This is a genomic window from Pseudomonas sp. R3.Fl (genome assembly GCF_023516765.1).
GTDB lineage: Bacteria > Pseudomonadota > Gammaproteobacteria > Pseudomonadales > Pseudomonadaceae > Pseudomonas > Pseudomonas citronellolis.
Genome location: NZ_JAMGSO010000001.1, coordinates 303,503 through 318,938, shown reverse-complemented (window position 1 = coordinate 318,938; position 15,436 = coordinate 303,503). Strand labels below are relative to the sequence as shown.

The following is a 15,436-nucleotide window of genomic DNA, read 5'->3' as shown; positions in this document are numbered from 1 at the left end:
TGCCGAGGTGCTCTTCGTAGGATGGGTTGAGCTTGCGAAACCCATGCGGTTGCGCTGATGGGTATCGCTTCGCTCAACGCCATCCTACGAAAAGTCGTGCTTCCTGGAACCTACGCAGAAATATCCGCACGCATCGGAACGTTTCTTCAGAAGACCGAGCGAAACCCGCTCAGGAGACCAGGCGACATGAAGGTCACTGGGTCATTCCCCTTCGGGCCGGCGCAAGCGCTGTTCGCGATGTCAGATCAACCCCCCATCCTCCTCCTCGTCGATCAACCGATGCAGACCACCCAGCGCCTCACGCGCCTGGGTGCGGCTGAGCAGCTTGGAGCGCGCCGCCTCGGGCAGGTCGGTAATACGGATCACGCCCTTGGCCATCAACACCGAGATCAGGTCCTCCAGCACCCGGATCATCTCCAGGTCGCTGCGTTGCAGCTGGCGCAGGCTGTATTCGGCCTCGCGCCAGGCGTGCACTTCCTCGTCGTCGTCGGCCAGGCTGCCGCTCATGCCGGCGAAGGCGGCGCTTTCGACGCGTATCAGCCGGCCTTCGGCGTCACGCTGGATGTAAGGCATCGCCTCGTCTCCATCAGGTGTTCGGGATACCTGGCGACGCCCCGTGGGGCGCCGCCAGGCGGGCTCAGTGGTGCTCGGTCTTCACCAGCGGGTCGGCGCCGGCCACCAGCGACTTGACGATGTCCGCCGAGGTCGCGCCGTAGGTCTTGAGGTCGACGCCGGTGAGCTTGATGGTCACGTCGGTCGAGCTGTTCACCTGGCCGGTGGTGCTGATCTGCAGGGTCGAGGTCGCGGTGTCCACCTTCAGGTAGCTGAGGATGTCGTTGTGCGCGGCATCCGGCAGCAGGTCCACCAGGTCGATGCGGTCGCCGTCACCGGGCTTGAAGTCGGTGATGGTGTCGTTGCCGGTGTCGCCTGCGCGCCAGATGAAGGTGTCGGCGCCATCGCCGCCGGTCAGGGTGTCGTTGCCCTTGCCGCCGATCAGCAGGTCGTTGCCTTTGCCTCCGTCGAGGGTGTCGTTGCCCAGGCCGCCGTACAGGGTATCGTTGCCATCGCCGCCATTGAGGATGCTGTTGCCCGCGCCACCGTAGAGGATGTCGTGGCCGTCGCCGCCGTTGAGGGTGTCGGTGCTGCCATAGCCGTGCATCAGGTCGTTGCCGGTGGTGCCGGAGAACGAGTTGGTGGTGGTCGAGGCCACCGTGACGCTCAGCGTTTGCGTGGCGCTGGCCGTGCTGCCGTCGGACTCGGTGGCGATGGCGGTGACGCCCAGTGTCAGGGTGCCGTTGTAGCCGCTGGCCGGCAGCAGTTGCAGGTCGTGCAGCTGCGCCTGGGTGAAGCTCCAGCTGCCGTCGGCGTTGTGGGTGCCGCTGGTGAAGGTGGCGTCGTTGGGCACGCCGGTGATCTTCACTGAGAGGCTTTCCGAGCCGTCGGTATCGCTCAGGGCCGCGTTGATGCCGACGTTGATCGGCGCACCGTAGGTCTTGCCGCCCAGGGTGAAGGTCGGCGCGCCCAGGCTCAGGCTGGAGTCCTTGTCGGCGTCGCCGCCGTTGAGCACCAGCCAGTCGAAGTGGTAGTTGCCGCTGCTGCTGGCGGTGTAGCTCTGTACGCCACTGCCGTTGACGCTGGCGCCACGCTGCTCGGAGGAGGTCACCTGGATCAGCGTGCGGGTGCCGTCGGGACCGGTGACCACCAGCGCGACTATGTCGTTGAAGCCATTGCTGATCTCGCTGCTGGAGTTTTCGCCGTTGGTGAAGTTCCAGGCGAAGTTGACCTGGGTGCCGGCCTTGAGCGTGTAGTCCGAGCTGGTCAGCGAGCCGTCGACGACGTTGACGTTAGCGTTATGGGTGAGGGCGCCGCTCGGCGGGTTGATGCCGTCCAGCGCCCCGGAACTCAGGCCGGTCTCGGTTTCCAGGTTGGCCTGGGTGATTCCCTGGGTGGTGCTGATGCTGGTGGCGCCGGGGTTGAGCGCGAAGATGCTACCGCTGTTGAGCAGCGGCACGTCGGCCACCGGCGTGACGCTGACCGCCACCGTGGAGCTGGCGGTGCCGCCGTGGCCATCGCTGATGGTGTAGGTGATGCTGTCGCTGCCGCTGAAGTTGGCCTTGGGCGTGTAGGTCAGGGTGCCGTCGGCGTTGACCGTCACGCTGCCGTTGCTGGCGGAGGCGCTGGTGACGCTCAGGGCGTCGCCGTCGACGTCGCTGTCGTTGGCCAGCACGTTGAGGGTGACGGGCTTGTCTTCCTGGGTCGAGGCGCTGTCGGGCTTGGCCACCGGCGCATCGTTCACCGCGTTGATACCGATGGTCACGGTGGCGGTGGAGGTGCCGCCGTGGCCGTCGCTGACGGTGTAGGTGAAGCTGCCGGTGCCGTTGACGTCCTTGGCCGGGGTGAAGACGACGTTGCCGTTCTCCAGTTTCACCGTGCCGTTGACCGCGCCCTGCACGCTGAGGATGGACAGGCTGTCGCCGTCGACGTCGCTATCGTTGCCCAGCAGGGTATTGGCGGCGATGGTCAGGGCGGTGTCTTCGTTGGTCACCAGTTCGGCCAGGGGGTGGCTGAGGCCGCTGCCGCCGAGCACGCTGTAGCTGCCGCCGACGGGGGCCAGCTCGACCTTCAGCTGGGCGTTGCCGCCCTGGTCCCAGTAGAGGATCTCGATCTGGTGGTTGCCGCCCTGGGCGATGTTGAAGCTATCCGAGACGCGGGCCGTCGGGCTCTGGTTGGCGTCGTACTTGAACACTTCCACGCCGTCGATGCGGATGCTGAAGCCGTCGTCCGCCGTCACCCTGAACGTGTAGTTGCCGGCGGCGAGGTTGACCAGCCCGGTGAGCTGGACGATGGCGTCGGAGGTATTGGCCGGGTCGGTGTTGAGCGAGGCGGCGTCGCTGCCGAGGAACTTCTGCAGCTGCTTGTCGCCGCCCAGGTCGGTGCTCACGCCGTTGCCGTAGTCCAGCGCGGTGGCGGTGAAGGTGGCGCTGGGCGCGGTCTTGGCAATGAAGGCGCTGATCATGCTCAGGCTGGTCAGGTTGTTGCCGTCGGTGCCCTCGCGGTAGCCCCAGTAGTTGCCCTGCAGGCCGCCGACCAGGTAGTGGTCGTTGACCGCCACGGGGTTGTCGTTGACCGGGGTGACGTTGACGGTGAGCTTGTTCGGCGTGCTGTCGAAGGCGCCGTTGCTGTCCTTCACCGAGAAGGTGAAGCTGGCGTAGTTGTTGCCGTTGGCGTTGGCCGCCGGAGTGAACGCCAGCTTGCCCAGGTCGGCCGCGGCGATCACCTGGCCCTGGGTGACGGCGACGCCGTCGAAGGTCAGGCTGCCGGCGCCGGGCAGGCTGTCGATGCGCACCGCGCTGAGGGCGTCGTTGTGGTCGACGTCGTTGAAGCCGAAGTCGATGGCGCTGAAGCTGCGGCTGCTGTCTTCATCCAGGGTGATGGTGCCGTCGCTGCCGGTGGGCGCGTCGTTGGCGCCGGTCACGGTGATGGTCACGGTGGCCGGGGCGCTGGTGGCGCCTTCACTGTCCTTGGCGGTGTAGGTGAAGCTGACCTGGCGGCTTTCGCCCGGGGCCAGGCTGTCGAAGTCGCTGCCCGGGTTGAATACGTAGCTGCCGTCGCTGTTGAAGGTCAGGTTGCCGTTGCCGGCACCCAGGCCGCTGACCAGGGCGTAGCCATTGGGGTTGACCGGGCTGTCGATGTCGCTGGCGGCCGGCACCTGGTCGCTGAGCACGCTGTTTTCGCCGGTGGTCTTGCTGTCGTTGGCGGCCACGGGGGCATCGTTGACCGGGGTGACGGTGAGGGTGACGGTGGACTCGGCGGTGCCGTTGTGGCCGTCGTCGATCACTACGGTGAAGCTGTCGCTGCCGTTGTAGTTCGGGTTCGGGGTGTAGGTGTAGTGACCGGTTGCGGCGTCCAGCACCAGGGTGCCGTGCTTCGGTTCGTCGCCCGACTTCAGGGTGTAGGTGAGGGCATCGCCATCGACATCGCTGGCCACGACCTGGCCGGAAACCGCGGTGTCCTCGGCGGTAGTCTTGCTGTCGTCGGTAGTCACCGGTGCATCGTTCACCGCTGTGACGGTGAGGGTGACAGTGGACTCGGTGCTGCCGTTGTGGCCGTCATCGATCACCACGGTGAAGCTGTCGTCGCCGTTGTAGTTCGGGTTCGGCGTGTAGGTGTAGTGGCCCGTTGCAGTGTCGAGCACCAGGGTGCCGTTTGCCGGTCCGCTACTTGGCTTCAGGGTATAGGTGAGGGCATCGCCATCGACATCGCTGGCCACGACCTGGCCGGAAACCGCGGTGTCCTCGGCGGTGGTCTTGCTGTCGTCGGAGGTCACCGGGACATCGTTCACTGCCGTGACGGTGAGGGTGACGGTGGACTCGGCGGTGCCGTTGTGGCCGTCGCTGACCACCACGGTGAAGCTGTCGTCGCCGTTGTAGTTCGGGTTCGGCGTATAGGTGTAGTGGCCAGTTGCGGCGTCCAGCACCAGGGTGCCGTTTGCCGGTCCGCTACTCGGCTTCAGGGTGTAAGTGAGGACATCGCCATCGACATCGCTGGCGACGACCTGGCCGGAAACCGGAGTGTCTTCCAGTGTGGTCTTGTTGGCGTTCTCGGCCACCGGCAGGTCGTTCACCGAGTTCACGGTGATGTCCAGCGTCGAGCTGGCGCCGGTGTTGGTGGTGTAGGTGATCTGCGGCACGGCGCCGTGGTAGTTGGCGTCCGGGGTGAAGCTGTAGCTGCCGTCCGCCTTGATCACGATGCTGCCGACGCCGACGATGGTGGTGCCTGTGCCGGCGGCGATGTTGCCGCTGAAGCCGGCGACGCTGTAGCTGCTTACGCTCAGCGTGTTGTCCACGTCGCTGTCGTTGTCCAGCACGTTGCCGGTCACGCTGCCGTCGTCCTCGTCCATGCTCGCGACGTTCGGGAGCAGCACCGAGGGATCGTCCACCGGGGTGACGTCCAGGGTGAATGTGTGCGAAGCGCTGTCGAAGGCGCCGGCGCTGTCCTGCACGCTGAAGCCGAAGCTGGCGTAGGGGGCGCCATTGTCGTTGGCGTCGGGGGTGAATGTCAGCTTGCCGAGGTCGGCGGCGGCGATCACCTGGCCCGGGACGACGGCGACGCCGTCGAAGGTCAGGCTGCCGGCGCCCGGCAGGCTGTCGATGCGCACGGCCTGCAGGTGCTGGCCGGCATCGGCGTCGTTGAAGGCGAAGTCGGCGGCGCTGAAGCTGTGGCTGCTGTCCTCGTCCAGGCTGGCGCTGCCATCGGCGCCCTGCGGCGGGGTGTTGCCGCCCACCTGCACGGTCAGGCTGCTGCTGGCGCTGGCGCCATGGCTGTCGCTGATCTCGTAGTGGATCACCACGCTGCCGCTTAGGTTCTCGGCGGGCACGAAGTTCAGGGTGCCGTCGGGGTTGATGCTGACGCTGCCCTGGCTGGGGTCGGCGAGCACGGCCTTGGTGACGCTGAGCGTATCGCCGTCGACGTCGCTGTCGTTGCCGAGCACGTCGATGCTCGGCAACGCCACGTTGATCGGCGTCAGCGCCTGGTCGGCGTTGGCCACCGGCGCATCGTTGGTGCCGGTGATGGTCAGGGTCAGGGTGCTGCTGCCGGTGGCGCCGTGTTCATCGGTCACCGTGAAGCCGATCTGCAGCACTTTCACCTGGTTCGCGGCCAGGCTGTCGTAGGCCGCGTCCTTGGCATCGAAGACCCAGCTGCCGTCGCTGTGCAGGGTGAAGCCGGCCGGCGCGGCGCCGTCGACGGAGTAGCTCAGCTGGGCGCCATGGTCGACGTCGCTGGCCTGCAACTGGCCGGTGATTTCGCTGACCGGCTTGAGCTGGTCGACCAGGGCCTGGTTGTTTGCACCGTTGTTGGTGAGGGTCCAGCCCGAGCTGCCTTGTACCGCCTGGCCGACCGAGCCGACGACGCTGGCTTGCGGCGGCAGGTTGCTCAGCACCAGGGTGGAGTCGACGGAGCTGTCGCCGCTGTCCGCCACGCCGATCACCAGGGTGTAGGTGCCCGGCTGGTCGAAGGTGTGGCTGAAGGTCTGCGGGCCCGAGGTGCCGTAGTCGCCCACCGCGGCGACGCTGCTCAGCAGGGTGACGACCTGGCCGTTGACCTGCACGAAGGCGAAGTCGTTGTAGGGTGCGTAGTCCTGGGTGGTGAAGGTCCAGTTGAAGCTGATGGCTTCGCCCGGCTGGGTGGTGGTGATGGTCAGCGTCAGCGCCGAACCATCGGTGGCGCCGGCGACGACGCCCGGCTGCAGGCTGCCGCCCTCCACGGCGCTGGCGCTGGCGGCCTGGGCCACCGGTGCATCGTTGCTGCCGACGATGTTGACGGTGACGCTGGACTGGGTGCCGTCCGCGCTCTGGACATTGAAGGTGTCGGTCAGGGTTTCGTTCAGCTTGAGCTCGTTGTAGGCCGAATCGGCGGTGTAGCTCCAGGTGCCGTCGGCGGCGAGGGTGAAGTGGCCGTATTGGCCGGCGACGTTGGTCTGCTCGACGAAGGTGGCCGGGCTGTCGACGTCGGTGACGGTCAGTTGGCCGCCGGTGCTGATCGGGGCGTTGGTCTCGTTGATGCTGACCTGGGCGCCGGTGATGACGGCGGCGTCGTTGGTGCCGTCGATGGTCACGCTGACGCTGGAGGTGGTGCCGTCGGCGCTCGTCACGGTGAAGGTGTCGGTCAGCGATTGGCCGACGCTCAGCTGGTTGTAGGCCGAATCGGCGGTGTAGCTCCAGGTGCCGTCGGCAGCCAGGTTGAAGTGGCCGTACTGGCCGGCGACGTTGGTCTGCTCGATGAAGGTGGCCGGGCTGTCGACGTCGGTGACGGTCAGTTGGCCGCCGGTGCTGATCGGGGCGTTGGTCTCGTTGATGCTGACCTGGGCGCCGGTGATGACGGCGGCGTCGTTGGTGCCGTCGATGGTCACGGTGACGCTGGAGGTGGTGCCGTCGGCGCTGGTGACGGTGAAGGTATCGGTCAGCGATTGGCCGACGCTCAGCTCGTTGTAGGCGGAATCGGCGGTATAGCTCCAAGTGCCGTCGGCAGCCAGAGTGAAGTGGCCGTACTGGCCGGCGACGTTGGTCTGCTCGATGAAGGTAGCCGGGCTGTCGACGTCGGTGATGGTCAGTTGGCCGCCGGTGCTGATCGGGGCGTTGGTCTCATTGAGGCTGACCTGGGCGCCGGTGATGACGGCGGCGTCGTTGGTGCCGGTAACCGTGATGGTGATGGTTTGCGGATCGCTCAGCGCACCGTTGTCATCCTTGGCTTGGTAGGTGAAGGTGACGTCGCGGCTGACACCGGCTGGCAGACTGTCGAAGTCCTGGCCCGGATCGAAGGTATAGCTGCCATCTCCGTGGAAGGTGAGCGTGCCGTTGCCGGTACCGACATCACTGGCCAGTTGGTAGCCCGTGATTGTGCCGTCGACGTCGCTGGCGACCGGGACCTGACCGTTGAGCACGGTGTTTTCACCGGTAGTCGCACTGCCGGCCTGAGCGACCGGTGCGTCGTTGGTGCCGGTAACGGTGATGGTGATGGTCTGCGGGGCGCTCAGCGCGCCGCTGTCATCCTTGGCCTGGTAGGTGAAGGTGACGTCGCGGCTGACACCGGCCGGCAGGCTGTCGAAGTCGTGGCCTGGATCGAAGCTATAGCCGCCATTGGAGTTGAAGGTCAGCGTGCCGTTGCCGGTGCCGACATCGGTAGTCAGCTGGTAACCGGCAATGGTGCCGTCGACATCGCTGGCGGCCGGGACTTGGCCATTGAGAACGGTGTTCTCTTCAGTCGCAGCGCTGCCAGCCTGAGCGACCGGAGCGTCGTTGGTGCCGGTAACCGTGATGGTGATGGTCTGCGGAGCGCTCAGTGCGCCGCTGTCGTCCTTGGCCTGGTAGGTGAAGGTGACGTCGCGGCTGACACCGACGGCCAGGCTATCGAAGTCGTGGCCCGGATCGAAGGTATAGCCGCCATTGGAGTTGAAGGTCAGCGTGCCGTTGCCGGTGCCGACATCGGTGGCCAGCTGGTAGCCGGTAATGGTGCCGTCGACATCGCTGGCGGCCGGGACTTGGCCATTGAGGGTGGTGTTCTCTTCGGTCGTCGCGCTGCCAGCCTGGGCCACCGGAGCGTCATTGCTACCCGTGACGGTAATAGTGATGGTCTGCGGATCGCTCAGGGCGCCGCTGTCATCTTTGGCCTGATAGGTGAAGGTGACGTCGCGGCTGACACCGGCCGGTAGGCTGTCGAAGTCGTGACCCGGATCGAAGGTATAGCCGCCATTGGGGTTGAAGATCAGCGTACCGTTACCGGTGCCGACATCAGTCGTCAGTTGGTAGCCGGCGATGGTGCCGTCAACGTCGCTGGCGGCCGGGACTTGGCCGTTGAGAACGGTGTTCTCTTCGGTCGTGGCGCTACCAGCCTGAGCGACTGGTGCATCGTTGGTGCCGGTGATCGTGATGGTCAGGGTGCTGGAGCTGGTAGCTCCCTGCTCATCGGTGACGATGACCGGGATGCTGATGACCTGCGTCTCACCATCCGCCAGATGCTGGTAGGCCGAGTCCTTGCCGTCGAAGGTCCAGCTGCCATCGGTCTTCAGGGTGAAACCGGCCGGTGCATTGCCGTCGATGCTGAAGGTCAGGACCGCGCCGTCATCGGCGTCTGTGGCCACCAACTGGCCGGTGCTCACCTGGTCTTCGTCCACCGCTGCGCTGGCAGCCTGAGCGATGGGGATGTCATTGGTGCCGGTGACGGTAATGGTCAGAGTGCTGGTGTCGGTTGCGCCCTGGTCATCGGTAACGACTACCGGAATGCTGATGATCTGCGTCTGACCGGCAGCCAGGTGCTGGTAGGCGGCATTGCTGGCGTCGAAGGTCCATTTGCCGTCCTGATCCAGCGTGAAGCCAGCGGGCAAGGGGCTGTCCGAGCTGAACTGCAGTTGAGCGCCTTGGTCTGCATCGGTGGCCTGCAACTGGCCATTGATCTGGCTGTCCTCGTTGACAGCCGCAATGGCGGCCTGAGCGACCGGCGCGTCATTGGTGCCAGTGACGGTAATAGTCAGGGTGCTGCCACTGGTAGCGCCTTGGTCATCGGTGACGACCACCGGGATGCTGATGACCTGCGTCTGGCCGGCAGCCAGGTGCTGGTAGGCAGCGTCACCGGCATCGAAGCTCCACTTGCCATCCTGGCCCAGGGTGAAGCCGGCGGGCAGAGGATTGTCGGAACCGAACTGCAGCTGCGCCCCTTGGTCGGCGTCGCTGGCCTGCAACTGGCCATTGATCTGGCTGTCTTCGTTGACCGCTGCAGTGGCCGCCTGAGCTACCGGAGCATCGTTGGTGCCGGTCACGGTGATAGTGATGGTCTGCGGATCGCTCAGTGCGCCGCTGTCGTCCTGGGCCTGGTAGGTGAAGGTGATGTCACGACTGACACCAGCCGGCAGACTGTCGAAGTCCTGACCCGGATCGAAGGTATAGCTGCCATTGGGGTTGAAGGTCAGCGTGCCGTTGCCGGTGCCGACATCGGTGGCCAGCTGGTAGCCGGTAATGGTGCCGTCGACATCGCTGGCGGCCGGGACTTGGCCATTGAGGGTGGTGTTCTCTTCGGTCGTCGCGCTGCCAGCCTGAGCGACCGGTGCGTCGTTGGTGCCGGTCACTGTGATGGTGATGGTCTGCGGGGCGCTCAGTGCGCCGCTGTCATCCTGGGCCTGGTAGGTGAAGGTGATGTCGCGGCTGACACCAGCCGGCAGGCTATCGAAGTCCTGGCCCGGATCGAAGCGATAGCTGCCGTCGCTGTTGAAGGTCAGCGTGCCGTTACCAGTGCCGACACCACTGGCCAACTGGTAGCCGGCGATGGTGCCGTCGACATCGCTCGCAGCCGGAACCTGGCCATTCAGCACATCGTTCTCGGCGGTAGTCGCGCTGCCAGCCAGGGCCACCGGTGCGTCGTTGGTGCCGGTAATGGTCAGCGTCAGAGTGCTGGTGTTGGTGGCTCCCTGCTCGTCGGTGACGATCACCGGGATGCTGATGACTTGGGTCTCGCCATCCGCCAGATGTTGGTAGGCCGGGTCCTTGCCGTCGAAGGTCCAGCTGCCATCGGTTTTCAGGGTGAACCCGGCCGGGGCATTGCCATCGATGCTGAAGGTCAGGACGGCGCCATCATCGGCGTCAGTGGCTACCAGTTGGCCTGTGCTCACCTGGTCTTCGTCGGCTGCTGCGCTGGCAGCTTGGGCGACGGGGGCATCGTTGGTTCCGGTGACGGTGATGGTGATGGTCAGGGTGCTGCCACTGGTAGCCCCCTGGTCATCGGTGACGACCACCGGGATGCTGATGACCTGGGTTTGTCCCGCAGCCAGGTGCTGATAGGCGGCATCGCTGGCGTCGAAGCTCCACTTGCCATCCTGGCCCAGGGTGAAGCCGGCGGGGAGGGGGCTGTCGGAGCCGAACTGCAGCTGGGCCCCCTGGTCGGCATCAGTGGCCTGCAGTTGGCCATCGATCTGGCTGTCTTCGTTGACCGCGGCACTGGTGGCCTGGGCCACCGGTGCGTCGTTGGTGCCGGTAATGGTCAGCGTCAGAGTGCTGGTGTTGGTGGCGCCATGCTCGTCGGTAACGATCACCGGAATGCTGATGACTTGGGTCTCGCCATCGGCCAGATGCTGGTACGCCGGGTCCTTGCCGTCGAACGTCCAACTGCCATCGGCTTTCAAGGTGAAGCCGGCCGGTACGTTGCCGTCGATGCTGAAGGTCAGGACAGCACCGTCGTCGGCGTCGGTGGCCGTCAGTTGGCCGGTGCTCACCTGATCTTCGTCGGCCGCTGCGCTGGATGCCTGCGCTATCGGCGCATCATTGGTGCCGGTGAGGGTGATGGTCAGGGTGTTGCCGGCGACTGCGCCCTGGTCGTCGGTGACCAGGTAGGGAATGCTGATGACCTGCGTCTGGCCTTCGGCAAGGTGCTGATAGGCAGCATCGCTGGCGTCGAAGGTCCACTTGCCGTCCTGATCCAGCGTGAAGCCGGCGGGGAGGGGGCTGTCGGAGCCGAACTGCAGCTGCGCCCCTTGGTCTGCGTCGGAGGCCTGCAACTGGCCATTGATCTGACTGTCTTCGTTGACGGCGGCAGTGGCAGCCTGGGCCACCGGTGCATCGTTGCTGCCGGTCACGGTAATGGTGATGGTCTGCGGATCGCTCAGGGCGCCGCTGTCATCCTTGGCCTGGTAGGTTAAGGTGACATCGCGACTGACACCAGCCGGCAGACTGTCGAAGTCCTGGCCCGGATCGAAGCGATAGCTGCCATCGGGGTTGAAGGTGAGTGTGCCGTTACCAGCGCCGACATCGTTGGTCAGCTGGTAGCCGACGATGCTTCCGTCGACATCGCTGGCCGCCGGCACCTGGCCATTCAGGACGCCGTTCTCGCCAGTAGTTGCGCTGTCCGCCTGGGCCACCGGTGCGTCGTTGGTGCCGGTAATGGTCAGCGTCAGAGTGCTGGTGGCATTGGCTCCCTGGTCGTCAGTGACGATTACCGGAATGCTGATGACCTGGGTTTCGCCATTGGCCAGATGCTGGTACGCCGGGTCCTTGCCATCGAACGTCCAGCTGCCGTCGGCTTTCAGGGTGAAGCCGGCCGGTGCGTTGCCGTCGACGCCGAAGGTCAGGACCGCACCGTCATCGGCGTCGGTGGCCGTCAGTTGGCCAGTGCTCACCTGGTCTTCGTCGGCTGCTGCGCTGGCGGCTTGGGCCACCGGTACGTCATTGGTGCCGGTAACCGTGATGGTCAGGGTGCTGCCACCGGTAGCCCCCTGGTCATCGGTGACGACCACCGGGATGCTGATGACCTGGGTTTGTCCCGCAGCCAGGTGCTGGTAGGCGGCATCGCTGGCGTCGAAGCTCCACTTGCCGTCCTGGCCCAGGGTGAAACCGGCGGGCAGGGGGCTATCCGAGCCGAATTGCAGTTGGGCGCCCTGGTCGGCATCGCTGGCCTGCAGTTGGCCGTTGATCTGACTGTCTTCGTTGACGGCGGCATTGGTGGCCTGGGCCACCGGCGCATCGTTGCTGCCGGTCACGGTAATGGTGATGGTCTGCGGATCGCTCAGTGCGCCACTGTCATCCTTGGCCTGGTAGGTGAAGGTGACGTCACGGCTGACACCAGCTGGCAGGCTGTCGAAATCCTGACCCGGATCGAAGCGATAGCTACCGTCGCTGTTGAAGGTCAGCGTGCCGTTACCTGTGCCAACCCCACTGGCCAACTGGTAACCGGCAATGCTGCCGTCGACATCGCTCGCAGCCGGCACCTGGCCGCTCAGCACATCGTTCTCGGCGGTAGTCGCGCTGCCTGCCTGAGCCACCGGCGCGTCATTGGTCCCGGTGACGGTAATGGTCAGGGTGCTGGAACTGCTGGCGCCCTGGTCGTCGGTCACCACTACCGGGACGACGATCACCTGGGTCTGGCCTTCGCCCAGGTGCTGGTAGGCCGGGTCCTTGCCGTCGAAGCTCCAGCTGCCGTCGGGCTGCAGGGTGAAACCGGCGGGAGCTTTGCCGTCCACAGTGAAGGTCAGGCTGCTGCCGGTGTCGGGGTCGCTGGCGGCGATCTGGCCGGTGAGCTGCCCGTCCTCGGTGGCCTGGGCCTGGGCGTTGCTGGCCTGCGGTGTGTCGTTGGCGCCCTGGATGTCGATGTTGATCACCCGGGTGTCGCTGGCCCCGGACGGGTCGCGGACGGTGACGGTGAAGCTGTCCTGCGGATGCTGGCCGGCCGGCAGGGCGTTCACCGCGGCGGCGTCGACCACGTAGACGTAGCTGCCGTCAGAATTGACCGTGAGCTGGCCGAAGGCGCCCTTGGCGCTGCCGCTCCAGGTCAGTTGGTCGCCGTCGACGTCGCTGGCCTGCAGCTGGCCCTTGATGTCGGCGAAGCTGTCGTTGGCCGCGGTGTCGACCAGGGTGGCGCCGTAGCTGCCGCTGGCCACCGGGGCGTCGTTGACTGCGCTCACGCCGATGTCGACGGTCAGGCTGCTGGACGCGCCGCGGTTGTCGGTGACCGTCACCACGAAGCTGTCGGCGCCGTTGTAGTCGGGGTTGGGCAGGTACTGCCAGGTGCCGTCGGCATTGACGATCAGGCTGCCGTTGGCCGGGCCCCGGGCGAGGGAGTAGGTGAGGCTGTCGCCGTTCGGGTCGCGGGCCTGGAAGGCGCCTTGCAGCAGGGTGTCCTCGGCGGTGCTCAGCTGCAGGCCGGCGAGGGCGTTGCCCTGGTCGTCGACGAAGCTGGGCGCGAGGTTCGGCGCCTGCTCCTGCTGGCGTTCGCCGTCGCCCTGGCCGGCAGCGCCCGGGCCGCTGGTGGTGTAGCCGATGCTCGGGTCGACGTGGCCGCCGGTTTCCTCCAGCAGCACGAAGCTGTGGCCGCCGCCGGCCGGGCCGCTGCCACCTGCGCTGGCGCTCGGGCCGGCCGCGGTGGGGGCGAGGGTCTGGGTCGGGTCGGCGCCGGCGGCGATGGCTTTCTGCAGTTCCTCGGCGCTGGCCGTGACGGCGGGCTGGGCTGGCGCATGGGGTGCCAGTTCGCTGGCGCTCAGCTGGCTGTCGCGGCCCAGGTCGAGCACGCGGCCGTCAGGCAATTGCAGGGCCACCGCGCCGGCGTCGCCGGTCTGCACCAGGTCGCCGAGGAACAGGCGGTCGCCCTCGACCAGCACCCTGCGCTGCCCCTCGGCGGATACCGCCAGCACTTGCCCGATGACGCTTTTCACCACTGCGACGACGCTGCTCATTGCACTTCTCCCCTGAGGCTGCTGCTGGCGTGCCGGCCGGGTCGCGGCCCTGATGGCGGCGCGCCAGGTGGCATTCCCTTGTCTGCTGAAGCTGGAAAACCGGCGTCAATTAATTGGCTTAATGAGTTTTCGCGATTAGGTTTATGCCAATCTATTGACCATTTTCGAGGCATCCTAAACAATTGGCAAAACGATGTCACTGTGATGTCAAAGGGCCCCGCGAAAAAATTTTCCACGGGATTCCGGGCACCAGCGACCTCCTCACGTGCAGCGCATTCGCCGGTCCTTCGATGCCACCCCTGGGTACACGAATCGCTGTCCATATCCCTGCGATAAGGATGTTCAAACCATGCGTTTGCGTTTCGTGCCCCTGTTGCCCCTTGCGCTCTACTGCGCGGCCCCGGCCCATGCCACCACCCTGAACGAAGCCATGCAGCGCGCCATGGACGTGCATCCGGAAATCCAGGCCGGGGTGAACAGCCGCCTGGCCGCCGACCAACAACTGCGCGCCGCCCAGGGCGGCTACCTGCCTTCGGTCGACCTCACCGCCGGCTATGGCCGCGAGGGCGCCGACAACCCCACCACCCGCGGCGAGGGCGACCACTGGCGGACCATGAACCGCGGCGAGTCGGCGCTGAGCCTGCGGCAGATGGTGTTCGACGGCTTCGCCACCTCCAGCGAGGTGGGCCGCCAGAAGGCCACGGTGAATTCCCGCGCCTATGCGCTGCTGGGCACCGCCGAGCGCACCGGGCTGGAAGTGGCGCAGGTCTACACCGACGTGCTGCGCCGCCAGGAGATGGTCCGCCTGGCCGAGGAGAACCTGAAGAGCCACCAGCGCATCTACGACCAGATCAGCCTGCGCAGCGCCCGCGGCGTCGGCCGCCTGGCCGACCAGGACCAGGCCGAGGCGCGCCTGGCCCAGGCGCGCAACAACCTGCTCACCGAGCAGACCAACCTGGCCGACGCGCGCACCAACTACCTGAGCGTGGTTGGCGCCGAGCCGCTGGAGCTGAGCGAGCCGGCCGGCCTGCCGGGCCTGCTGCCGCAGGACCTGCAGGATGCGCGCCGGCAGTTGCTGGAGAACAGCCCGATCCTGCGTTCGGCCGAGTCCGACGTGGCCGCCGCCGAGAAGCAGTACGAAGCGGCCAAGGCGCCGTTCTACCCGCGCTTCGACGCCGAGCTGTCGCGCAACGCCGACAACAACCTTTCCGGCGACCCGGGCCACAACAACGATTGGCAGGCCATGCTGCGCATGCGCTACAACCTGTTCGCCGGCGGCAGCAACAAGGCCGAGCTGCAGTCCAAGTCGTACCTGGCCAACCAGGCCCTGGACGTGCGCAACAACGCCCTGCGCCAGCTCAACGAGGAACTCGGCCTGGCCTGGAACGCCCTGGCCAACGCCCGCGATCAGCTGCCCATCGCCCGCCAGTACGTGGACTACAGCAGCCGCGTGCGCGAGGCCTACCAGAAGCAGTTCAGCATCGGCGAACGCACCCTGCTGGACCTGTTGGACAGCGAGAACGAACTGTTCAACGCCTCGCGCCGTCTGGTCGACCTGCGCTACACCGAGCTGTTCACCCAGTACCGGGTGAAGGCCACCCTGGGCGAGCTGCTCAAGAGTCAGGGCGTGGTCGCGCCCCTGGCCAGCGTGGCCAGCGAAGACGTCAAACCCCAGGTGCAGCTGCCCGGCCTCAACTGAGCCGGCCGCGCGCCCAACCCCCGGAGTAG

Annotated in this window: 3 protein-coding genes; 1 reads left to right on the top strand and 2 read right to left on the bottom strand. The window is 66.2% G+C overall.

Translation table 11 applies throughout. The features are described 5' to 3' along the window. Positions 1–240 precede the first annotated feature (240 nt). A complete protein-coding gene (locus M8R19_RS01180; RefSeq protein WP_009622277.1) occupies positions 241–573 on the bottom strand; it encodes a hypothetical protein in 333 nt (110 codons plus the stop codon). Between the two features lie 64 nt (positions 574–637). Further along, positions 638–13,708, bottom strand: coding sequence for a retention module-containing protein (locus tag M8R19_RS01165; RefSeq protein ID WP_283939434.1), 13,071 nt, complete (start codon positions 13,706–13,708; stop codon positions 638–640). Between the two features lie 349 nt (positions 13,709–14,057). Between M8R19_RS01165 and M8R19_RS01160 the strand changes: the two genes are divergently transcribed. Continuing rightward, positions 14,058–15,407 (top strand): TolC family outer membrane protein, encoded by a 1,350-nt coding sequence (locus M8R19_RS01160; RefSeq protein WP_043272926.1) that lies wholly within the window; start codon positions 14,058–14,060, stop codon positions 15,405–15,407. Positions 15,408–15,436 lie beyond the last annotated feature (29 nt).